Origin of the sequence: Imbroritus primus, from assembly GCF_964332355.1 — a bacterium.
Classification (GTDB): Bacteria; Pseudomonadota; Gammaproteobacteria; order Burkholderiales; family Burkholderiaceae; genus Imbroritus; species Imbroritus primus.
The window spans coordinates 2,794,988-2,815,375 of record NZ_OZ201293.1 but is presented as its reverse complement, the minus strand read 5'-3'; the positions used below and the strand labels follow the sequence as shown (position 1 = coordinate 2,815,375).

Sequence of the window (20,388 nt, the reverse complement as noted above, 5' to 3'; positions counted from 1 at the left end):
TGGCTGCGCAGATGGCGGAGTGCGCTACTTCGCCTCACTTTGCCCCGTCGGCCTTGCGGGCAACGGTACGTGCTGCGCGCGTCCGCGGCGCGGCTTTGGTTTTTTCAGCGGCTGCTGGCGCGGCAGGCGCGGCCGCGATCAGCGTGCCATCGTGCCTGGACGTCATGGCCATCAGCGTCGGCCCGATGCTGCGCAGCACGACCACGGCATATGGGCCTTCGACCGTAATGTCGGTCTTGACGATGCCGCTCGGCGTCGCGTAGGCGACCGTGTGCGTACCGCTTTTCACCGTGGTGCGCGCCAGCGAAATGCGCGACGGCAAGGTGCGCCACTGGCGCGTATCGGTATCGGCCGTGGCTGCGCTGGCCACGCCGACCGCGAGCGACATCAGCGTGCCGGCGAGGCCGCCCTGGCGTTCGAGCGCTTCCTGTGCCACGCCGGAGACCACCATGCGTACGGTGCTGCGGGCGATGGCCGCAGGCATTTCATCGCGCAGTGCGCGCCGTGCCATGGCATCGAGGTTGGTTACCATGGCCACCGGCACGGATTTGCCGCCCACGTCCAGCGTCGCCGGCACGAACTTGTCGGTGCTGGGGCGGATCACCGGATAGGCTGCCGTCAGCAGCTTGATGCCTGCGCCAATCGGCACGGGCAGCGTGATCTTCACGGTGTCGCGCGCCGGCATGGTGCCTGACTCGACCATGAACAGCACATCGGTGGTACCGGCTGCGGGACGGCGTTTTGCGCCGATGCGCTCGAGGCCGGCCTTCAGCACTGGCACATCGGGGCGCAGTTCGATCGCCTGGCGATAACCGGCGGCCGCGAGGCTCGGCTCGTTCAGCGCTTCGAACACGAAGCCGGCGAGATAGTGCGAGACAGCGCTCTGGTACGCGTTGCGCAGGCTGGTGACTTCGGGGTCGTCGAAGATCTCGACTGGATAGCCCTTGATCTGCTCCATCTTCACTGTGCCGGCCTGGCTGCCTTTCTCTTCAGCAGCAGCTTTCAGGGCATCGACTTCCTTCTCGCGGAACTGGGCGATCAGCGTCTCGCGCTCGTACATCTTGCGGATCTCGACGCGCGCATCGTTCCAGTTGCCGGCTGTCAGGTGGTTGCCGGCGAGGCGCGTGCTGAGCATGACCTTTTCGTAGTCCTGTCCTTCGTAGCGCCGAAAGCCATCGCTCAGCAGCAGGGCACCGAGTTCGCCAGCGCCCTTGGTCAGGTTGGTACGGGTATCGTCTTCCCACGTTTGCAGCTGGTTGTTTGCCTGCTGCCATGCCTCGGTGGAATCGGCCAGGTTCTTCTCGCTACTGCGCAGCAGTTCGCCGCGTTCCATGTAGTAGAGCAGGTCGCGATCGGCCGGCTTGACGTCAGCATAGGCCTTGTCATGTGCGGCGAGTGCGCCTTCGACGTTGCCGCTGGTCCAGTGTTGGGCCGTATCGGCGACCTTGGTGTGATAGTTCTGGGCACATGCGCTGAGCAGCAGCGCGCCGGCGACCATCGGAATGGTCCGCAGGTTGGACAGTTTCAAGACGACCCCCGGTTTTTATTGTGTCGGCCTTCGCTGTCTGACGCAGGAAGTGCCGTGCGGGACGATAAAGGATCGCCAGATGACTGCCTATCCTCCGTTCGGGGGAAAGCGGCCTCATCCTCAAGTGGGGCCATGCGCTGCGTAAGCAATTCATCTATATGATCTGATTGACGGGAATGGGTCGCATGACCTATGATGGGGCTCCCCCTGACGCGTGTCGCGCTACGCGCGTGCGGCCTGCTTCCCGCCTCGCTTTTTGCCTTGCATCCCCGCCATGCTGGAATCCCTTCTGCTGCAAACTGACCTGTCACTGGTGCAGTTCGCTGGCGTCGCTGCGATCATCATCTGGGCTTACACGATTTTCGGATTGACCGGTTTCGGCTCGTCCATCATGGCCATCCCGCTGCTCACGCAGATCGTGCCGCTGCGCACCGCGGTGCCGATGATCCTGCTGTTCGACATCATCCTCGGCACGATGCTGGGCCTGCGTAACCGCCATAACGTGCATACCGGTGAGTTGAAACGCATCGTGCCGAGCGTCATCGCTGGCATGGTCCTGGGCCTGATGCTGCTAGTCTATGCGCCGGAGCGGCCACTGCTGTTCGTGCTGGGCCTGTTCGTGCTGCTGCATTCGGGCTGGAGCCTGCTCTTCAAGCGAGGCTTCTCTGAGCTCGATCCACGTTTGTCGACGCCCTTCGGCCTTGCTGGCGGCATGCTGACCTCGATGTTCGGCACGGGCGGCCCGGTCTATGCAATCTATCTCGCCGGCCGCTTGCGCGATCCTGCGCAACTGCGCGCCACCACCAGCATCCTGGTGGTCATCACTGCCTTCACGCGCCTGATCCTGTTTGCGCTGGCCGGGCTCTATGTGAATACCGCGATCTTCGTGCTGGCCGCCATGCTGGTGCCGTTTGCCTTCATCGGCTATCTCATCGGCGTGTGGCTGCACAAGCGTATTGCCCCGGCCAAGGTAGTGCGCGTGGTGTGGGCCGTGCTGATCGTGGCGGGTGTGGGTCTGCTGGTGCGCAGCACCGTGGGCTAAGCGGTCAGGGAACATCACCGGCATCCGGTATGCCGGACCGGCGCACGGGTGAAAACACAGGCGAAAAGAAAACGCCGGACAGGGATGCCCTGTCCTGACGACCCACGGGACTACCCTGCGGGCCCCCGCGCTTACTTGCGCGAGACCGACGGTGCCGGAATGCCTTCCATCGTCACGTTCACGCACGCCGGCTTGCCGGAGGCGATGGCGCGCTGCACGGCCGGCAGCATGTCTTCCGGTCGCTGTACCAGCTCCCCGTGGCCGCCGAAAGCCGCGCACACCTGGTCGTAGCGCGTTGGCAGCAGCTCGCAGCCGACCAGGCGGTCCTTGCCAAAGCTGTTGATCTGGATCTGGTATTCGGCGTTCCAACGGGCATCGTTGCCGATCACGGCGACAAACGGCAGGCCGTAGCGCACGGCGGTGTCGAACTCGGCGATATGGAAGCCGGTCGTGCCATCACCCATCATGGCGATGACCGGCGCATCGCGGCGCGCCACACGCGCCGCGAGCGCCATCGGCAGGGCGCTGCCAATGGCGCCAGCCGGGCCGTTGATCACGCGGTGTGGGGCGCTCAGGCAGGCTTGCGCCCACTGGCCGAACTCGCCGCCATCGGACACCAGCACGGCTTCCGGATGGCTGTCTAGGATGGTCTGCAGTGGGCGGCAGACCTGCACTGGATGGAGCGCGCCTTGCGACGATGCGGTGTCCCAGGACGCCGGGCGATAACGGATGGCATCGGCAACCTCGGCCAGCCATGCCTGATGCTGGCCGCCCTTGGCCTGCTCGAGCAATTGCGCAATGGCACTGCCGACATCGGCGCGCTGGGCGATGGCCAGGCGTTCGCCGACAGCGCGGCGGCTGCGGTCGAGTTCCGACTGCTCGGCGTCGATGTGCAAGAAGGTGCAGTCTGCGGCAAAGGCGGGTGCCTTGCCGAACTTGAGCGTGAAATCGAGACGCTTGCCGAGCAGCAGCACGCAGTCGGCCTGCGCCAGCATCTGCGCGAATGCGCCGAGGCTCGGGTCGTTATTGCCGCGCGGGCTTTCCATGCCCACCACGGGAATGCCGAGGCGGGCTTCCAGTTCGGCAATCTGCTTGCGCGCGCGCGCTGTCAGCCAGGCCGGACCGGCCAGCACCAGCGGACGCTTGGCGCGCGCTAGGGCCTCCAGCACCTGCTTTGCCGTCTGTGCATCGCAGGCTGGCAGGCTTGCGGGCACGGCGATCGATGCATTGCCCGGCTGCTTCACATCGAGTTCCAGCGCATCGCTCGGCAGGCTCAAGTGCACCGGACCGGGCCGGCCGCTGGCGGCGATCTGCATGGCGAGCTGGATGTCGGCGGCAATCGCGTCGGGGCTCGCACAGGTCCACGAGGCCTTGGTGACCGGCTCGGCCATGTCGGCCTGGCGCATTTCCTGGAAGGCGCCCGCGCCGCGCTGGTTGTTGGGTGCGTGGCCGGAGAGCAGTACCACGGGTGCCTCCGACATCTGCGCGGTGTACAGCGCCGACACGGCATTGGCATGGCCCGGGCCGCCCGTCACCATGGCAATGCCGACCTGGCCGGTGATGCGCGACCAGGCATCGGCCATGTGCACCGTGGAGCCTTCATGGCGGGTGTGGATCAGATCGATGTCCGCATCGATGCAGGCATCGAAGATCGGCATGATGTGATTCCCCGAGAGGGTGAAGATGCGATCGATACCGGACTGCCGGAGTGCGGCGGTCAGTGCATCTGCGCCACGTTGTTTCTTCGCCATGTCTGCTCCTGTGTGACGGGGGTTGGGAGACGCTATCGTGACGAGACGGGTAGCGTCGCGTAGAGGGTCGAGGAGGGCCTGCGGGCACGCCAGGCCGTGCAGGGGGAGACGCCCCGTACAAAAAAGGATAGCCGGTCGCGCCATACAGGCGCGAACCGGCCGAATCGCCGCTGCCGGATGGAATCATCCGACAACCGCGCACCGATGGTGTTGGCCGCCTGGGGCGGCTCGTGGTTCATGGCGTCTCCTCCATGCATTACATCAGGCGGCATCCTCCAGGATTGTTTGGCCGGGAGCGACACGCGTGAACTGGACTGGCGAGCGTGTGATATCCAGTTCGCCATTGCGTTGACGCACCACGGTAAAGGACGAGCTGGGCAGGTCGCCGGTTGCCGGGAAGTCGTCGCGGAAATGCGCGCCACGCGAATCCTCGCGGGACAGTGCGGCTTCCACGATGACGCGGCTCACGTCGATCAGGCTGCGCAGGTTGAGCCAGTCGTGCCAGGTGACATTGAAGCCGCGATGGCCGTCGGCGACGCCGGTGGCGGCGAGCGCTTCGCTCAGTTCGGCAAGGCGCTTGCGGGCCCGCAGCAGTCCGGCTTCGGTGCGCATGATGCCGGCATCGTCCCACATGCAATCGTAGAGGCCCTCGCGGATCGCGTCGAGCCGGCCGGCGGGCTGGCGGAACGGCGCTTCCATCGCGGCGATGGCGGCGCTGATGGCGGATTCGTCCGGCATGCGCAGCGCGTTATTCTGCTTCACCCAGGCCGCCATGCTGTCGCCGGCAATGCCGCCGAACACGGTCGAGTTGGCCACGCCGTTGCCGCCGAGGCGGTTCGCGCCATGCACGCCGCCGGTATCCTCTCCGGCTGCGAACAGGCCGTGCAGCTCGGTGGTGCAATCCGGCTTGAACTGCACGCCGCCCATCATGTAGTGGGCGGTCGGCACCACTTCCACGAGATCGCCGGCCAGATCGAAACCGCAATCACCGCAGCGCTCGACCATGCCCTTGAACTGCTTGCGCACCTTGTCCGGACCGAGATGGCTCATCTGGATGTACACGCCGCCGTTGGGCGACGTACGGCCCGCGCGCATCTCCGAGTAGATGCCGCGCGAGACGATGTCACGCGTGGCGCGCTCGTTGCGCGGGTCGTAGTTCTGCATGAAGCGCTCTTTGTTGCCATTCAGCAGCCAGCCGCCCGCACCGCGCAAGCCTTCTTCGAGGACCGTGCCGGTCATGCGGGTTTCCTTGCCGGCAAGCAGCCCGGTCGGGTGGAACTGCACCATCTCCATGTCACGCAGCGGCAGGCCGGCGCGCAGGGCCATGGAGAGGCCGTCGCAGCTCTTGTCGCCAGACGGCGTGTGGAACTTGTACATGGTCGGGCCGCCGCCAGTGGCGAGTAGCACCGCCTTGGCCTGGACGAACACAAATTCGCCGCTGCGCATATCGATCATCAGCACGCCGGCCAGCGCGGAGCCGTCCGGAGTCTTGATCAGCTCGACCGCGCGGTGTTCCTCGAGGCGGTTGATGCCGCGGCTCCACACCTGCTCGGCGAGGCGGTTGATGATCTCGATGCCCGTCAGGTCGCCCTTGTGTACGGTGCGGTCGAAGGTCTGGCCAGCGAAGGCTTTCTGGTGGACGGTGCCATCGGGATTGCGGTCGAAGAAGCAGCCGAGCTCGTTCTCGAGTTCATGGATGCGCTCCACAGCGGTCTTGACCAGGGTCCAGGCGAGTTCCTGGTCGGCCAGCCACTTGCTGCCCTCGATGGTGTCCATGAAGTGGCGCTCGACGGAGTCACCCTGGGCGAGCGCCACGTTGTAGCCGCCCTGGACCATGCGCGTGCAGCCGCATTTGCCCAGCAGGCCTTTTACCGCGACAGTGATCTTCAGGTCCGGCGCGCTCTGGTGCGCATGCAGCGCGGCGAACAGGCCAGCGCCGCCGGAGCCGAGGATCAGCACATCGGTCTGCAGTCGTTTGATGCTCATGCCTTGGCCACTCCGAGGCTGGCCAGCACAGCCGCGCGCTGGTCAGCGGTGTTTTGCTTGACGGCCGTGTAGAGGCTGCCGCCGTGGCTGTCCATGGCGACCAGCAGCGGGCCGAAATTGCGGATCTTGAATTTCCACAGCGATTCCGGATTGAGGTCGTCGAGATCCACGTCTTCGATCTGCTCGATCCAGGTCGTTTCCAGTGCCGCCGTGCCGCCGATGATGGCGAGGTACACGCCGCCGAGTTCCTTGAAGGCCTCCTGCGAGCCTTCGCGCATGCCACCCTTGCCGACGATCATGCGCACACCGTATTCCGTCATCAGCGGGCGGGTGAAGCGTTCCATGCGGTCCGACGTGGTGGTGCCGATGCAGATCTGCTGGTAGCCGGCGGGAAACTCGGGGCTTGGCTCGACCTTGCGCACATTCGGGGCGGTGTGGATCACCGCATGGCCGCGCAGGTCGAAGCGGGTCTTGCGGCCGCGGTCGAACATGTGGATCTGCGTGGCGTCGCGGATGCCGAACAGCGTGGTCTGCAGCGTCACGGTGTCATTGATGCGCAGTTGGCGGATCTGCTCTTCCGTCACCGGCGTGGAAAGTTCGTAGTGCGCCATGGTCAGAATCCGTAAGTAAGGCCGTCGGGCGTGAACGTGGCCGAGGCGCGGCGCGCCGAGTGGCACTGCATGTTGACCGCGATCGGGTTCATGGTGATGTGCGTGTGCGCCAGCTCGATATGTACGGCGTAGGCGGTGGCGTCGCCACCCAGGCCTTGCGGGCCAACGCCAAGCTTGTTCACGGCAGCCGACAGTTCGGCTTCCAGCTTGGCGCCTTCCGGATCGCTGCACACCGTGCCGAGTTCGCGCGTGGCGGCGCGCTTGGCGAGTGCCACGCACAGGTCGGAGGTGCCGCCCAGGCCCACGCCGACGATGGTCGGCGGGCAGGTTTTGCCGCCCGCGGCGATCACGCTGTCGATCACGAAAGTCTTGATGGCGTCGATGCCCTCGGCGGGAATCGCCATCTTGAGGAATGAGTTGTTTTCGGAGCCGCTGCCCTTGGGCACCATCTCCAGCGTCATGCGTTCCGGCGTGTCATCGAAATCGATGTGGATCACCGGCACTTCGATACCGCACGACGTGTGGTTGTTCTTGCGAGTGAGGGGGTGGACGACCGAGGAGCGCAGCGGATGCTCGCGCGTGGCGCGCTCGCAGCCGCGGCGGATGGCCTCCTTGATGGCATGGCCATCGGCCTCGACGCCGGCGCCGATCAACAGGTTGTAGATCGGTACGCCGGTATCCTGGCACAGCAGATTGTCGGTCTCTTCCGCGATGCGGATGTTCTTGCTCATGGTGGCCAGGACATTGCGCGCCGTGTCGGATGTTTCCTTGGTGCGCAGCTGCTCGATGCCATCCTTGACATCGGGCGGCAGCAGCTTCAAGGCACGGATGTACAGTTCCTTGGCCGCCTCTTCCACGGCGGCGAGATCAACTTTCATGAGGTTCCTCGGTCTTCTTCGTTACAGCGGGAAATCAGTTGGCCGACAGCTTGCGGTTCTTGACAACCTTTTCCCATTTTTGCGATTCCGCAGCAATCTGAGCCGTCAGCTGTTGCGGGGTGTTGCCCACGGCCTTCATGCCCTGGGCGGCCAGGCGGGCCTGCGTGTCCGGATCAGCCAGCACCTTCACGGTGTCGCGGTAGATCTTGTCGACAATCTCCTTCGGCGTACCAGCCGGTACCACGAAGCCGAACCAGCCGGTCACGTCGTCCATGCCGTTCAGGCCGGCTTCCGCCGCCGTCGGCACGTCCGGCATCATCGGCGAACGCTCCTTGCCGGTCACGGCCAGCGCGCGCAGCTTGCCCGACTTGGCGAAGTTCGACGACGCAGCGATATTGCCGACCATCAGTTGCACCTGGCCAGCCATCAGGTCGTTGTAGCCCAGCGCTTCACCCTTGTACGGAACGTGGGTGATGTTGACGCCAGCGGCGTCGGCGAATGCTTCGCCGGCCATGTGCACCTGGCTGCCAGTACCGGCCGAGCCGAAGTTCAGCTGGCCCGGCTTGGACTTGGCCAGGGCGATCAGTTCCTTCAGGTTCTTCGCCGGCACTTCAGGATTGACCACCACCAGCATCGGGCCGCTGGCCACGTTGGTGATGAAGGAGAAATCCTTGGCGCTGTACGGCAGGCGTTGGTAGATGAACGGGTTGACGGTGAACATGCTGCCCGAGGCCAGCATGATGGTGTAGCCGTCCGCTGGAGCCTTGGCTGTGGCCTGTGCGCCGACCGCGCCGCCGGCGCCAAGACGGTTGTCGATCACCACGCTCTGCTTCCACAGTTCGCCGAGCTTCTGTCCCAGCACGCGTCCGACTACGTCGGTGGTGCCGCCAGCGGCGAACGGGACGATCATCGTCACGGGACGGGTAGGCCAGGTCTGGGCCTGAGCCGTGCCCACGCTCAGGGCGGCAACCGCGCCGAGGCACAGCGAGATCCATTGGCGGCGGGTGGATTTCTTCAACAACGTCATGGCAGTCTCCTTCGGTGAGGGAAGAGCGCGGCGCCTCTACGGGACCGACGCTCGCCTTATTGTGTTTATGAAGCGGTGTTTATGAAACAGTGTTTACGCTGAAGCCTCATGAAAACAGCGACAGCATGAACGCAAGCCCGGTGCAAAGACCTGCCCCGAGACTCAGTGCGACCCAATCCTTGCGGAGGCCGCTCCAGGGTTTGAACTCGATCAGGAGCAAACGCACGCCGCCCACCAGGTGGAGCGACAGCAGAATGACCAGACCCCATTCGCCTGCCTTGAACAACGGGTTGTCGGCAAGCTTCAGGAAGCCGTCGAGCGAGGCCTCCCCCTGAATTGCATGGCCCAGCGCCCAGAAGTGCGCGGGCAGGAACAGCGCGAGCGCCAGTCCCGAAAGGCGATGAACCACGAAGGCCCAGTAAGCCGCATGGTTGCGGGCGCGCAGATCGTTCTTTCTCATGCTGCACCTCCCGGCACGATGACGGCATAGACGGCACGCAGGCCGGCAAAGGCCAGCAGCGCGGCAAACAGCCAGGCAGCGATGACGACGCTGCGCGAGCGCCAGCCAAACCATTCTTCCGCGATGCGCATCAGGCCGATCGGCACGTGGACCGTGCTGGCCAGCACGAACGTCGCGTAAAAGGCGCCGAACAGCCAGTTGCCTTGCGTGCGCGCCAGCACTTCGGCGCCCGAGAGGCCGCCGCGTACTGCCATGACAATGCCGACGAGATGGACGATCACGCACACTGCCAGCACCATGGCGCTGATGCGCTGCCAGTACCACAGCTTGGCCTGGGTGACGACGGACAGGGACTGGCTCATAGCTCCCCCTTGATGGCCGCCTTGGCCACCTTGCGCTTGAGGCCGGCGATGCCGGCGGTCGGGGCGAGCTGCTTCGGACAACGCTCGGTGCACGAACCCTGCGTGTGGCAGCTGTGGCAGCCGGCATCGCCGGCCACGGCCCGCAGGCGCTCGGCGCCGCGCACGTCGCGTACATCGTTGACCAGGGTCCAGGCGCGGTTGAGCGCGGCCGGGCCGAGATAGTCAGGGCGCCACGTGACGACATCGCACGAGGCGTAGCAGACGCCGCAGCCGATGCATTCGATGCCGGCATCTACGGCCTGGCGTTCGGGCGAACCAGGCTCGACCGTGGCGAACTCGTCATGACGGGTCTGGTTGCCCTTGAACTGGCCCTTGGCGGCAGACCACTTGTCGAAGAAGGTCGTCATGTCGGCCGCCAGGTCCTTGATGACCGGCATGTTCGACAGCGGAGCGATTTCGAGCGCGTTGTTCTCCACCACCTTGGAGACGTGCGTGCGGCAGGTCCAGCGCGCCTTGCCGTTGACGGTCATGGCGCACGAGCCGCACATGCCGACCCGGCAGGCAAAGCGGTAGCCCAGGTCGGGTTCGAGGTTGCGCTGGATATAGGTGACGACGTCGAGCACCGTCTGGCTGGCGTGACGGGGCACTTCGTAGGAGACGAATTCGCCGTCCTCATTGCCGCGCCATACACGAACGTTCAGTGTTGTCATGGGTTCGATCGGGGGAGTGTTGTGACCGGTTATCATCTAAATCATATGGATGTTTACGACCGGCTTGAAGAGTATTGTTGCGGATTGCACCAGAAACAAAAAGCTAGTAATTTTCTTATTTAGATAAAGAAAAACTTTTTCAACGGCGAGCCCGCACGGCAGGCGTGCGGATGTGTCTGCTCTGCCCTTTCCCCGCCACCTCGCTTTTCCGGTCCCGCCATGCCTTCGATCCGTACTTTCAAGACCTTTCTCGCCGTGGCCCGCCACGGCACCTTCGCAGCCGCCGGCAAGCACATCGGCCTGACTTCGGCAGCGGTTGGACTGCAGATCCGCGCGCTGGAAGAAGACCTCCACTGCCAGCTGTTCGACCGCACGGCCCGCGCCGCCATCCTCAATCCCGCCGGCCGCGCCCTGGTACCGGAACTGGAAGCACTGGTCCATCGCTACGAGGTGCTGGCCAGCGGACGTGAGGACGCACTCTCCGGAACGGTAATGATGGGCGCGCTGGTGTCAGCATTGATGGGCGCATTTGCAGATGCCCTGTGGGCACTCAAGCAGGAGCATCCGCTGGTCGACGTGCGACTGTTCGCCGGTTTGTCCGCCGACTTTGCCGGCAAGGTCGAGCGTGGCGAAATCGACGCCGCGGTGGTGACGCAATCGCCGCGTCCGCTGGCCAAGAACCTGGTGTGGACCGAACTGTATACAGAGCCGATGGTCCTGATCGTGCCGCGTCATCCGCATTTCGTGCTGCCGGACGATGCCCGCGACATCCTCGGCGTGGCGCCATTCATGCGGTTCGAGCCTGCCACGTGGACCGGCAATCTGGTCCAGGAAGTCATCGACCGCTGTGGCGTCTCGGTGCAGGAGAGCATGCAGCTCAACTCGAACGAAGCCATTATCGAGCTGGTGCGACAGGGTTTCGGCGTGTCGATCGTGCCGCAGCTCGCCAACGTGCGCTGGGAGGCCGACCGGCTGCTGCGCGTGGTGCCGCTGGAAGGTGTGGATGTGCATCGCCGGGTAGGCCTGCTCGAACGTTCGGCACATGCCCGCATGGCGTTCACGGATGTCATCAAGGGTTATTTCCGCCAGAGCGGGGCGATCCGCAGCAAGGTCGCACAAGCCCCGCGCCCTTTCACCTCCGGCTAGCGCTAGCCGCGCGCCAAAGAAAAAAGAGGCTGCCTGGCGAGCGCAGGCAACCTCTTGAAAGGCAAGGGTAAAATGGTTTGGCGATCAGTCCGCCTGGATGTTGCGTTCCTTGATCAGCTTGCCCCAGCGTGCGACTTCGGCGTTGTAGTACTTGGTGAAGTCAGCCGAGTTCTGCGGCGCCGGCGTGAAACCGATGGCGATAATGCGCTCACGCACGCTCTTCACTTCCATCATCTTGCCGATGGCGCTGGCCGTCTTGTCGATGATGGGTTTCGGCGTACCGGCAGGCATCATCAGGCCGGTCCAGTTTTCCACGATCAGGTCGGGGAAGCCGGCTTCGGCCACGGTCGGCACGTTCGGCATCAGCGGGTGGCGTTCACGCGTGGTCACGGCCAGGGCGCGCAGCTTGCCACCCTTCACGAACTGCAGCGATTCCGGGAAGTTCGAGAACACCACGTCGATCTGGCCGCCGATCAGGTCGTTCATCGAGGGCGCGCCGCCCTTGTAGGGCACGTGCGTGAAGTTGGTCTTGGTCAGCGTTTCGAACAGCGCCAGCGTCAGGTGCGGGGGCGTACCGTTGCCGCTCGAACCGGCATTCAGCGGCTTCTTGTGCGCGGCCTCAGCCAATTCCTTGAGCGTCTTGATCGGCGAATTGGCCGGCACCACCACCATCATCGGCGACGAGGCGATGCGCGCCACCGGTACCAGGTCTTTCTGGAAGTTGAACGACAGCTTGGGGAACAGCGTCGGGTTGGCCGAGTGCGCCAGCGTCACGCCGAGCCACGTGTAACCATCCGCCGGGGCGCGTGCGACCTGCTCCGCGCCGATGTTGGCGTTGCCGCCCGGCTTGTTTTCCACGACGACCGGCTGTTTCCATTCCTGGGCCAGGAACTGGCCGACCTGGCGTGCGGAAATATCGGTCAGGCCGCCTGCGGCGAACGGAATGACATAGCGGACGGCCTTGTTGGGGAAATCCGTCGTCTGCGCACTGGCACTGGCCGGAGCGGCCAGCATGGCCACGGCGGCGAGCGAGGGAACGGCAAGGCGGCGGACGAGATTGCGGTACATAGTGTCTCCTGTGGTGGAACAGGCGCCTCTCTGCGGGGCGCCGTGGGTACGACAACAGCTTGCCCGGGTGCGCAGGCGGCCAAAGTGCGTCCCTCAGTGCCGACCCGGCGGCACTGCGGATGGCGCCCGTGCAGCGTCAGGCTGCGCGGGCGACCGGCTTTGACTGGATGAACGGCTGAGTGAACGTCAACGGCGAATAAATGGCCGAACGATCGACTTAACGCTGGGCGAGGGCCTGCAACTCCTTGTCCAGCGCTTCCGGCACGGCGATGCCGTCGGCTTCCGCCTTGGCTTGCGCGTCGAAACGGCGCGTGCCCGGCAGACGCGTGCCCTGGTCGGCCAGCATGGCGGCGATCAGGGCTTCGAGGCGGGCGTGATAGACCGCTTCGCCGGCGAAGGCGGCGGGGTTGAAGACGATGAACAACTGGCCGATACGCGGCTGGTTGCCAGCATCCTCGAAGAACGAATCGGCTTCGGCGCCGAACTGCGCGCCGGCGAGCGAGACGATCAGCAGTTCGACGATCAGCGCCAGCATCGCGCCCTTGACACCGCCGGCCGGCAGCATCGAGCCGCGCAGCGCTTCGTTCGGATCGGTCGTCGGATTGCCTTCGGCATCGAGCGCCCAACCGAGCGGAATCGGCTTGCCCTGCTTGGCGGCGACCATGATCTTGCCGCGTGCCACTTCCGACAGCGAAAGGTCGATCACCAGTGGATTCTGGCCGGTGCGCGGGAATACTGCGGCGATCGGATTGGTGCCAAACAGCGGGGTCTTGCCGCCCCATGCGGGCATGGCAGCCGGTGAGTTGCCCATGGCCATGCCGATCATGCCGGCTTCGGCCACAGGGTCGAGATGCAGGGCAGCCGCACCGAAGTGATGGCTGTTCGTGACCACGCCAATGCCAATGCCATATTCACGTGCGCTGGCGATGGCCGCGTTGACGGCCTGGGCACAGGCAGGGAAGGCAAAGCCGGACTGGGCATCGATCAGAGTCGTGCTCTGGGTCTGGCGAGCGATCACTGGCTGGGCGTTGCCGTTCACGCGCTGGTGGCGCAGATGGGCCACGTACATCGGCACGCGCGAGACGCCGTGCGAGGGCAGGCCAGCGAGATCCGCCTGTACCAGCGCTTTGGCAGTGGCGCTGGCCTGGGCGGCGCTGGCGCCGCCGTTGCGCAGCGCGGCAGCCGCGAGCTGTTCGAGTTCTTCTGCGCGGTACGCGGTCATGCCTGCACTCCGAGAGCGTCGCGGACGGCGTCGGCGATCATCATCGACACCCGGACATTGGCTTCGTGACTGACGCCGCCGATGTGCGGGGTCAGGACCAGGTTGGGGGCGTCTGCCAGCACGCCGCCAGCGCTCAACGGTTCGTTTTCGAACACGTCGAGCGCGGCGCCTGCCAGTGTCCCCTCCTTGAGGGCGGTAGCGAGGGCGGCCTCATCGACGACGCCGCCCCGCGCGGTATTGATCAGAACTGCACCGCGCTTCATGCCGCGGATGCGTTCTGCATTGATCAGGTGCCGTGTGGCCGGAACCAGGGGCACATGCAGGCTCACCGCATCGGCGGTGGCCAGCAGCGCGTCCAGCGCCAGCGGCTTCACATTATTTTCGGCCCAGGCCGGATGATCGGCCGGGAGCATCGGATCGTGCGCAACCACCTGCATGCCCAGCGCCGCGGCAAGCCGCGCCGTGAGCCGGCCGATATCGCCGAATCCGATCAGACCGAGCGTTCGTCCGAAAGCCTCGTGGCCTTCGGACAAACGGGCGCGCGGCCACTTGCCAGCCACCATTTCCGCATGGCTGAGGTAAGCGCCGCGCATCAGCATCAGCGCGGACGTGACCACATACTCGGCCACCGAGCGCGCGTTGGCGCCAGTGGCGGGAATGACGCGAATGCCGCGTGCTTCGCAGGCCTTGACATCGATATTGTCGAGACCGACACCCAGGCGACCGACCACTTTCAACGCCGGAGCGGCGTCAAGCAGTTCGGCGTTGACCTGGGTGCGGTTACGCACGATCAATGCGTCGGCGCTTGCCAAGGACTTCAGCAGGACATCGCGCTGGTCGACCCATGTCGGCTCGTAGCGGAGCTGGACGCACTGGTCCAGCTTCGCCACGGCATCAGGATCCATGAACTCGCTGATGCAGACTTGCTTCATTATGCAGACTCGTGGATACGCGTGAGCACGAATTCGCGGTGACCCAGCGTTTCCGCAGCGGTCCAGCGGCCGTTGATGGTTTGCAGCATGTTTTCGAGCAGCTTGTCGCCGGTCTGGTCCAGCGTCAGTTCGCGCTGCAGCAGGCCCGAGCAGTCGACGTCCATGTGCTCGCTCATCAGGCGCACGGTACGCGGGTTGGCGCACAGCTTGATGACCGGAACGATCGGGTTGCCGATGACGTTGCCCTGGCCCGTCGGGAAGAAGTGCACGACGTAACCGGCGGCGGCGCACAGCGTGACCATTTCGGCAGCGGCCGACGACGAATCCATGAACCACAGGCCCGGGTGGGTCGGCTCTTCAGCCTTGTCCAGCACGCCGTCCACGGTGCACTTCTTGCCGATCTTCTGGATGTTGCCCAGTGCCTTTTCTTCGATGGTGGTCAGGCCGCCGGCGATGTTGCCCTTGGTCGGCTGCGACTCGGACAGGTCGGTGGTCTTCCAGCGGTCGATCATGCCCTGGTAGCGGTCGAACATCTTCATGAAATCTTCGCGCACCTTGTCGTTGGCGCAACGTGCGGCCACGATGTGCTCGCCGCCGGTCAGTTCCGAGGTTTCGCCGAACAGCAGGGTGGTGCCGAGCGGATGCAGCTTGTCGAAAGCGTTACCCACGGTCGGGTTGGCGCCGCAGCCCGAGGTCGTGTCGGATTCGCCGCACTTGGTCGAGATCCACAGGTCGCTGATCGGGCACTCGACGCGGTGCAGGGCCGTGGCGTAGTGCACGAATTCCTTGGCGGCCTTCGAGGCGCGCATGATGGTGTCGTGGTCGCCATGACCTTCGATACCGAAGCCGACGACCGGCTTGCCAGTCTTGGCGATACCGTCGACAACCTTCTTGGTCCAGCCGTCTTCAATACCGATCACCACCACGGCGGCGACGTTCGGATTGCTACCGGCGCCGATCAGGGTGCGGAAGTGCAGGTCCAGGTCCGGACCGAACTGCAGGCGGCCGTAGGGGTGGGGGATGGCCATGGTGCCCTTGATGGCCACGGCAACTGCTTCGGCAGCGGCGTTGGACAGGTCGTCCAGGGGCAGGATGATCACATGGTTACGGACGCCGACGCGGCCGTTGTCACGGCGGTAGCCCCAGAAAGTGGTGTTTTGGTCGATCACGGACATGAATGTTCTCTCAATAGATGTATGGGGAGGGGACGGTCAGGCGCGGATTACCAGCGCTTGGTCTTGATGTTGTGGACGTGTGCGTGATCGCCAGCCTTGATCGGGGCCACCACCTTGCCGATGTCGATGCCGTACTTGAACACCGTCTCGCCAACTTCCATGTCGCGCAGGGCGACCTTGTGGCCGATGGGGATCGGCTGCTTGGCGACGACCTGGATGGTCTTGTCTTCGTCCATGATCCAGGCGTTCAGTTCGGTACCGGCCTGGATTCCCTCAACCACCGCCACGGCGACGGTGTCTTTTGCATCATGCAGCACTACGTGGATCATATGCTCCTCCTGGGGACTTGATTTACGGCCTGGCTGGAGAGCAGCGGCCGGATGTGCAAAGAATAGTAGCGAAATTCCTGCATGTCAACTATGTCATATGTATGAGTTGTATGATTTAATGTCTGCTACATTCAATGCATTCAAAAAACCACACCGAGCCATGAGCAATCTGCGAGATCTTCCGCCAGGCGGCGTCCTCTACAAGGACGTCAAGCGCCGCGTGCTGCAAGCGCTGGCCGATGGCGAATTCAAGCCCGGCGAGGCGATTCCGTCGGAAAAGAAACTGGTGGAGCGCTTCGGTGTGTCCATCGGCACGCTGCGCAAGGCAATCGACGAGCTGGTGGCCGAGAACCTGCTGATCCGCCATCAGGGGCGCGGCACCTTCGTCGCCATGCACCGCCGCGACGACCATTTCTTCCGCTTCTTCAAGGTGGCGCACGAGGATGGCCACCGCGGCTATCCGACCGTGCAGCAGAAATCGTTTCGCCGCATCAAGGCCGACAAGGCGGCCTGTGCGCTGCTGGGACTGGAATCAGGGGAGCGGGTGTTTCATTTCACCAACGTGCTGTCGCTCGACGAGCGGCCGGTGATGATCGACGACATCATGCTGCCGGAAAGACTGTTTCCTGGCCTGACGGAAACCCAGCTGCGCGAGCGCCCGAATACGCTGTACAACTTCTACCAGGACGCGTTCGGCGTCAATGTGATCCAGACGGAAGAGCGGCTGCGCGCCGTGCTGGCCACCGAAACCGAGGCCGGGCTGATCGGTGTCGATGTCGGTGCGCCGTTGATCCGCATCCACCGTGTGGCGTTCTCGTTTCATCGCCTGCCGGTGGAGTGGCGCGTGTCCACGCTGGACACTGCGCACCACGAGTTCATCGTGTCGCAAATGCCCAAGGAAGACAGCTGAGCACGCTGGCCTGCTGCAAACGCGTGCAGCAGGCGCGGCGCCTCATTCTGCGGTGATCCCCGCGCTCTTGATCAGTGCGGCATAGCCGCGGATATCGTTGGCGATGGTCGTGGCGAAGTGTTCCGAGGTATCGCCGATCGGCAACGTGCCCTGCGCCATCAGCTTCTCGATCATGGCTGGCTCCTTCAGCGATTCGGCAATCACTTTCTGCAGCTTCGCGACAATCGCCAGCGGCGTGGCCGTGGGCGCCACGATGCCATACCAGATACTCGACTCGAAACCCGGCAGGCCGCTTTCGGCGACCGTCGGGACGTTCGGAAACTGCGGCAGGCGCTGGGCGGAAGCCACGGCCAGCAGCTTGAGCCGGTTGGTCTGGATATGCGCGAGCGTCACCGGAATCACGGTGAACATCATCGACACCTGGCCCCCGAGCAGATCCGTCACGGCCGGCGCTGCGCCCTTGTACGGCACGCCGAGAATCTCCACCTGCGCAGCGCGCTTGAATTTTTCGCCGCCGAGGTGCGCGGCGCTGCCGTTGCCCGACGACGCGTAGGTCAGCTTGCCCGGCTGCTTGCGGGCCAGCGCAACCAGCTCCTGGACCGTATTGGCTTGCACCGAGGGGTGTGCCACCAGCACATTGGGCGCCAGGCCCAGGTTGGACACGGGTTTGAAATCCTTGGCGAAATCGAATTTCAGTTTCGGGTAGAGCGTGACATTCACGGCATTGTTGCTGCTTGCCAGCAGCAGCGTATAGCCGTCGGGGTCGGCGCTGGCCACGGCCTGGGTGCCGATATTGGTGGCCGCGCCCGGCCGGTTTTCCACCAGCACCGGGGTCGACAGCTTTTCCGACATGCGCTGGCCGACCGTGCGTGCCAGGAAATCGCCCGCGCCGCCAGCGGGCCAGAGCACGATGATCTTGATCGGCCGGTTGGGATACTCGGTCGCCTGGACCGGCAGGGTAGTGAGAAGGGAACTGCCTAACAGGAGTAACAGGGCAACAGCTCGACGTCGAATCATGATGCTTTCCTTGCAGATGTCATGGCAAACGCCTCCCCCCGGACCTGTGGAACAGGTCCGCGCACCGGCTCGGGGAAGGAGGAAAGACCGCGTGCGGTAAACGCTACGGCCGGCGTGCGTCGATCAGAATGGCTTCGGTCTCCCGGTCGGTTGGCGTGCGGGTTGCATGGGTTGCAGCGACCGGCTCGCCGTCGGAGAGGGTCCAGCAGCGCGCTCCCTGTGCGAGTGCATCTGTGGCTCGTGCGCGTGCTGCCGCCAGGGCCGCGCCACATGCGATCACGATATGCAACGCACCCAGTGCCGTGTCGAGGCGGATGGTGCGGGTCCCGTCCGCGGCAATGGTGGTGGTATGGCCGGTGATCTGGGTCCCGGTCGCGGTCAACCGTGCGCAGAGGTGCGGCAGGGCAAGCGCTGGCAAGCGCGGATTGAACGAGCGATCGACCAACGCAAGCCGCAGGAAGTAGCCGCGATCGAAATCGACCAATCCTTCGATGGTGAAGCGCAATTCCGGATAGCGGTGCGCGGCGATGGCGGTTTCCAGCACGAGGCTGCACAGCGCCAGCGCATCGTCTTGCGGCTGGGCGGGATTATCGGTGGCGAGGCGAACCAGCAGTCCGGCGCGCACGCCGCACTCGCGCGAGAAGGCATCGATGCCGGCTGCCATGGCCAGCGGCGACTCGGTAAAGCGGGCGCGAAACAGCACCTCTGTGGAGGCTTTCCAGTCATGCTGCGTCATCAGCGCGGCGATGCGCGGCTGCTCGGCCGGCACCCAGCCGTGGAAGACCAGATGCCCATAATTCAGCCCGTCGACAGCGGCATCCTGGGGGCCGCGCAGCTTACTAAGTACCAGCGCGCAGCCGGGCAGTTGCTGCTGCATGGCCGCCAGCGCCGGTGCCGCAGCGGCGATGCCCGCTTCGGTGGCGACGAACTCGATAGCGGCCACAGCTGGCCCGAGCGTGGCCACGCGTTCGATCTGCCGGGCGTCGAGCGGGCGTGCGGTCACCAGCTGCGCCCGCATGCCGATGCGTGCCAGCTTGGCAAGGCGCGTGACGCGGGCCGGATGATCGAGATCGGACAGCGGAATACGCATGCGCGACAGCCCAAGGCCGAGCATGGCAAACAAAGGATAGTCGTTGCGGACGAACTTGCTGTCGAATGCATCGAGCGCGCCACTTGGCGGCACGAGGATTTCATCCGCCCACGGATAGGCGGGGTCGATGCCCAGGTTGGGCAGCAACGGTCGCTTGGGATGCGGCGGCATGCCGCTGAGCGTATCGGCGAGCGCGACCTGGCGGCGTTCGCCGCGCCGCTCGTCGCCTTGCAGCCGCACGTAGTGCGCGATATGCCCGCTGGCATACACATCGACCACGAAGAAGCCGAGCTTGTCGATATCCTGCCGTCCGCCTTCCTCGCCGGGCGGGCAGACGCGCTGCATCTCGGCGTAGTCCTGGCGCACGAAGGCGGTGGACGGCAGCAGGTACATTTCCGTCTCGCCGTACTGGTCGTACCACAGGTTGTGGACATGGCCGCAGAACACTGCTTCGATGGCATGCGTGCGCATCAGCCCGAGCAGCCAGCCGCGTCCGGGCTCGTCGAGATTGTCGTAGTGGCTCGGCTCGTCGGCGCTATGTACGAATGGCGGATAGTGCACGGCGAGAAACTTGCGGCCGGTGCTGCGGCGCAGGGCGTCCTCGAACCACGCCTGTTGCTCGACCTCTTCCGGCAGCCCGGAATTGATCAGCGAGGTATTGATGATAAAAAAATCGCAGCCGTCGTATGACCACGTCAGCCATTGCTTGCCGAACTCGCGATCGTACGCCGCCATGAAATCCGGTGCGATCTGCGCGACCGGGGCCAGCGGCCACGGCTTGTCGCCGATGTCGTGATTGCCCGGCGTGAGGTACACCGGACAGTCGAAGCCGGCAGCCAGGGCGCGGTAGTTGGCGGCCGCCTGGCCGAATTCGGGGTGCGAGGGAATCGGGTGCACGATATCACCCAGGTGCAGCACGAAGGCCGGCGCATAACGCTGTGCGGCATGGAAGGCATCGGCGGCACGGCCATTGGCCAGGCGGTTGAGGGCAAAGAAGGACGAGGCCTTGTCATCCGTCTGGTTGATGTGCGTATCGGCGATCACGACAAAGCGGAACAGTCGGTCTCCGTGTGGGGTGAGGGCAGGGGTGGGAGCGGCGGTCATGGAGTGGTCCTGTGGGGACATGTGTGGATAGGCGATGGCG

General features: G+C 64.6%; 19 protein-coding genes. 3 read left to right on the top strand and 16 right to left on the bottom strand.

The window, feature by feature from the left end; all coding sequences use genetic code 11:
• Positions 1-34: 34 nt before the first annotated feature.
• Positions 35-1,528 carry a COG3014 family protein gene (locus ACQ3C8_RS12905; RefSeq protein WP_428851794.1) on the bottom strand — a complete coding sequence of 498 codons (1,494 nt, stop codon included), beginning with the start codon at positions 1,526-1,528 and terminating at the stop codon, positions 35-37.
• 274 nt (positions 1,529-1,802) lie between these two features.
• On the opposite strand from ACQ3C8_RS12905, the gene ACQ3C8_RS12900 reads away from it, so the two are divergent.
• Positions 1,803-2,570: a sulfite exporter TauE/SafE family protein gene (locus ACQ3C8_RS12900; protein ID WP_009524078.1), complete on the top strand. Its 768-nt coding sequence runs from the start codon at positions 1,803-1,805 to the stop codon at positions 2,568-2,570.
• A 131-nt stretch (positions 2,571-2,701) separates the two neighbouring features.
• On the opposite strand, the gene ACQ3C8_RS12895 is transcribed toward ACQ3C8_RS12900, so the two are convergent.
• The 8 genes from ACQ3C8_RS12895 to ACQ3C8_RS12860 all read right to left on the bottom strand — a co-directional run bounded on the left by ACQ3C8_RS12895 (position 2,702) and on the right by ACQ3C8_RS12860 (position 10,355).
• Positions 2,702-4,321 carry a thiamine pyrophosphate-binding protein gene (locus ACQ3C8_RS12895; RefSeq protein ID WP_428851793.1) on the bottom strand — a complete coding sequence of 540 codons (1,620 nt, stop codon included), beginning with the start codon at positions 4,319-4,321 and terminating at the stop codon, positions 2,702-2,704.
• A gap of 261 nt (positions 4,322-4,582) precedes the next feature.
• On the bottom strand, positions 4,583-6,307 hold the full coding sequence (locus ACQ3C8_RS12890) for an L-aspartate oxidase (protein ID WP_009524081.1): 1,725 nt from the start codon (positions 6,305-6,307) through the stop codon (positions 4,583-4,585).
• Positions 6,304-6,918 carry a fumarate hydratase C-terminal domain-containing protein gene (locus ACQ3C8_RS12885; protein WP_009524082.1) on the bottom strand — a complete coding sequence of 205 codons (615 nt, stop codon included), beginning with the start codon at positions 6,916-6,918 and terminating at the stop codon, positions 6,304-6,306. Before ACQ3C8_RS12885 ends, ACQ3C8_RS12890 begins: the two co-directional genes overlap by 4 nt.
• Positions 6,919-6,920: 2 nt before the next feature.
• Positions 6,921-7,796, bottom strand: a complete 876-nt coding sequence (locus ACQ3C8_RS12880; RefSeq protein WP_009524083.1) for a fumarate hydratase — start codon at positions 7,794-7,796, stop codon at positions 6,921-6,923.
• A gap of 34 nt (positions 7,797-7,830) precedes the next feature.
• Positions 7,831-8,823 (bottom strand): Bug family tripartite tricarboxylate transporter substrate binding protein, encoded by a 993-nt coding sequence (locus ACQ3C8_RS12875; RefSeq protein ID WP_009524084.1) that lies wholly within the window; start codon positions 8,821-8,823, stop codon positions 7,831-7,833.
• A 106-nt stretch (positions 8,824-8,929) separates the two neighbouring features.
• Positions 8,930-9,283, bottom strand: a complete 354-nt coding sequence (gene sdhC, locus ACQ3C8_RS12870; RefSeq protein WP_428851792.1) for a succinate dehydrogenase, cytochrome b556 subunit — start codon at positions 9,281-9,283, stop codon at positions 8,930-8,932.
• The gene (locus ACQ3C8_RS12865; protein ID WP_428851791.1) at positions 9,280-9,645 is read right to left on the bottom strand and encodes a succinate dehydrogenase; all 366 of its coding nucleotides are present in this window, start codon (positions 9,643-9,645) and stop codon (positions 9,280-9,282) included. The genes sdhC and ACQ3C8_RS12865 overlap by 4 nt, the downstream gene beginning before the upstream one ends.
• Positions 9,642-10,355 carry a succinate dehydrogenase/fumarate reductase iron-sulfur subunit gene (locus tag ACQ3C8_RS12860; protein WP_037030970.1) on the bottom strand — a complete coding sequence of 238 codons (714 nt, stop codon included), beginning with the start codon at positions 10,353-10,355 and terminating at the stop codon, positions 9,642-9,644. The genes ACQ3C8_RS12865 and ACQ3C8_RS12860 overlap by 4 nt, the downstream gene beginning before the upstream one ends.
• Positions 10,356-10,574: 219 nt before the next feature.
• On the opposite strand from ACQ3C8_RS12860, the gene ACQ3C8_RS12855 reads away from it, so the two are divergent.
• Positions 10,575-11,501, top strand: a complete 927-nt coding sequence (locus tag ACQ3C8_RS12855) for a LysR family transcriptional regulator (protein ID WP_428851790.1) — start codon at positions 10,575-10,577, stop codon at positions 11,499-11,501.
• A gap of 84 nt (positions 11,502-11,585) precedes the next feature.
• Here the strand turns inward: ACQ3C8_RS12855 and ACQ3C8_RS12850 are convergent, their stop codons facing one another.
• From ACQ3C8_RS12850 to ACQ3C8_RS12830, 5 genes are all read right to left on the bottom strand, one after another.
• Entirely contained in the window at positions 11,586-12,569 is a 984-nt protein-coding gene (locus ACQ3C8_RS12850; RefSeq protein ID WP_428851789.1) for a Bug family tripartite tricarboxylate transporter substrate binding protein, read from the bottom strand.
• Positions 12,570-12,786: 217 nt separating this feature from the next.
• Positions 12,787-13,791 carry an Ldh family oxidoreductase gene (locus tag ACQ3C8_RS12845; RefSeq protein ID WP_428851788.1) on the bottom strand — a complete coding sequence of 335 codons (1,005 nt, stop codon included), beginning with the start codon at positions 13,789-13,791 and terminating at the stop codon, positions 12,787-12,789.
• Positions 13,788-14,723: a hydroxyacid dehydrogenase gene (locus tag ACQ3C8_RS12840; RefSeq protein WP_428851787.1), complete on the bottom strand. Its 936-nt coding sequence runs from the start codon at positions 14,721-14,723 to the stop codon at positions 13,788-13,790. The genes ACQ3C8_RS12845 and ACQ3C8_RS12840 overlap by 4 nt, the downstream gene beginning before the upstream one ends.
• On the bottom strand, positions 14,723-15,898 hold the full coding sequence (locus ACQ3C8_RS12835; protein WP_428851786.1) for a UxaA family hydrolase: 1,176 nt from the start codon (positions 15,896-15,898) through the stop codon (positions 14,723-14,725). The genes ACQ3C8_RS12840 and ACQ3C8_RS12835 overlap by 1 nt, the downstream gene beginning before the upstream one ends.
• 47 nt (positions 15,899-15,945) lie before the next feature.
• Positions 15,946-16,227 (bottom strand): UxaA family hydrolase, encoded by a 282-nt coding sequence (locus ACQ3C8_RS12830; protein WP_009524093.1) that lies wholly within the window; start codon positions 16,225-16,227, stop codon positions 15,946-15,948.
• 160 nt (positions 16,228-16,387) lie between these two features.
• Here ACQ3C8_RS12830 and ACQ3C8_RS12825 point away from each other — a divergent pair, with 160 nt between their 5' ends.
• Positions 16,388-17,137 (top strand): GntR family transcriptional regulator, encoded by a 750-nt coding sequence (locus ACQ3C8_RS12825; RefSeq protein ID WP_138750404.1) that lies wholly within the window; start codon positions 16,388-16,390, stop codon positions 17,135-17,137.
• Positions 17,138-17,179: 42 nt separating this feature from the next.
• On the opposite strand, the gene ACQ3C8_RS12820 is transcribed toward ACQ3C8_RS12825, so the two are convergent.
• Both ACQ3C8_RS12820 and ACQ3C8_RS12815 read right to left on the bottom strand, forming a co-directional pair.
• A complete protein-coding gene (locus ACQ3C8_RS12820; protein WP_428851785.1) occupies positions 17,180-18,154 on the bottom strand; it encodes a tripartite tricarboxylate transporter substrate binding protein in 975 nt (324 codons plus the stop codon).
• A 103-nt stretch (positions 18,155-18,257) separates the two neighbouring features.
• The gene (locus tag ACQ3C8_RS12815; protein ID WP_428851784.1) at positions 18,258-20,348 is read right to left on the bottom strand and encodes a metallophosphoesterase; all 2,091 of its coding nucleotides are present in this window, start codon (positions 20,346-20,348) and stop codon (positions 18,258-18,260) included.
• Positions 20,349-20,388 lie beyond the last annotated feature (40 nt).

Excerpts from the sequence above, each read along its gene's own strand:
- ACQ3C8_RS12860 (WP_037030970.1), bottom strand. The coding sequence starts at position 10,355 with ATGACAACACTGAACGTTCGTGTATGGCGCGGCAATGAGGACGGCGAA.
- ACQ3C8_RS12875 (WP_009524084.1), bottom strand. The coding sequence starts at position 8,823 with ATGACGTTGTTGAAGAAATCCACCCGCCGCCAATGGATCTCGCTGTGC.
- ACQ3C8_RS12815 (WP_428851784.1), bottom strand. The coding sequence starts at position 20,348 with ATGACCGCCGCTCCCACCCCTGCCCTCACCCCACACGGAGACCGACTG.
- ACQ3C8_RS12840 (WP_428851787.1), bottom strand. The coding sequence starts at position 14,723 with ATGAAGCAAGTCTGCATCAGCGAGTTCATGGATCCTGATGCCGTGGCG.
- ACQ3C8_RS12900 (WP_009524078.1), top strand. The coding sequence starts at position 1,803 with ATGCTGGAATCCCTTCTGCTGCAAACTGACCTGTCACTGGTGCAGTTC.
- ACQ3C8_RS12885 (WP_009524082.1), bottom strand. The coding sequence starts at position 6,918 with ATGGCGCACTACGAACTTTCCACGCCGGTGACGGAAGAGCAGATCCGC.
- ACQ3C8_RS12895 (WP_428851793.1), bottom strand. The coding sequence starts at position 4,321 with ATGGCGAAGAAACAACGTGGCGCAGATGCACTGACCGCCGCACTCCGG.
- ACQ3C8_RS12890 (WP_009524081.1), bottom strand. The coding sequence starts at position 6,307 with ATGAGCATCAAACGACTGCAGACCGATGTGCTGATCCTCGGCTCCGGC.
- ACQ3C8_RS12830 (WP_009524093.1), bottom strand. The coding sequence starts at position 16,227 with ATGATCCACGTAGTGCTGCATGATGCAAAAGACACCGTCGCCGTGGCG.
- ACQ3C8_RS12850 (WP_428851789.1), bottom strand. The coding sequence starts at position 12,569 with ATGTACCGCAATCTCGTCCGCCGCCTTGCCGTTCCCTCGCTCGCCGCC.
- ACQ3C8_RS12825 (WP_138750404.1), top strand. The coding sequence starts at position 16,388 with ATGAGCAATCTGCGAGATCTTCCGCCAGGCGGCGTCCTCTACAAGGAC.
- sdhC (WP_428851792.1), bottom strand. The coding sequence starts at position 9,283 with ATGAGAAAGAACGATCTGCGCGCCCGCAACCATGCGGCTTACTGGGCC.
- ACQ3C8_RS12880 (WP_009524083.1), bottom strand. The coding sequence starts at position 7,796 with ATGAAAGTTGATCTCGCCGCCGTGGAAGAGGCGGCCAAGGAACTGTAC.
- ACQ3C8_RS12865 (WP_428851791.1), bottom strand. The coding sequence starts at position 9,645 with ATGAGCCAGTCCCTGTCCGTCGTCACCCAGGCCAAGCTGTGGTACTGG.
- ACQ3C8_RS12845 (WP_428851788.1), bottom strand. The coding sequence starts at position 13,791 with ATGACCGCGTACCGCGCAGAAGAACTCGAACAGCTCGCGGCTGCCGCG.
- ACQ3C8_RS12835 (WP_428851786.1), bottom strand. The coding sequence starts at position 15,898 with ATGTCCGTGATCGACCAAAACACCACTTTCTGGGGCTACCGCCGTGAC.
- ACQ3C8_RS12820 (WP_428851785.1), bottom strand. The coding sequence starts at position 18,154 with ATGATTCGACGTCGAGCTGTTGCCCTGTTACTCCTGTTAGGCAGTTCC.
- ACQ3C8_RS12855 (WP_428851790.1), top strand. The coding sequence starts at position 10,575 with ATGCCTTCGATCCGTACTTTCAAGACCTTTCTCGCCGTGGCCCGCCAC.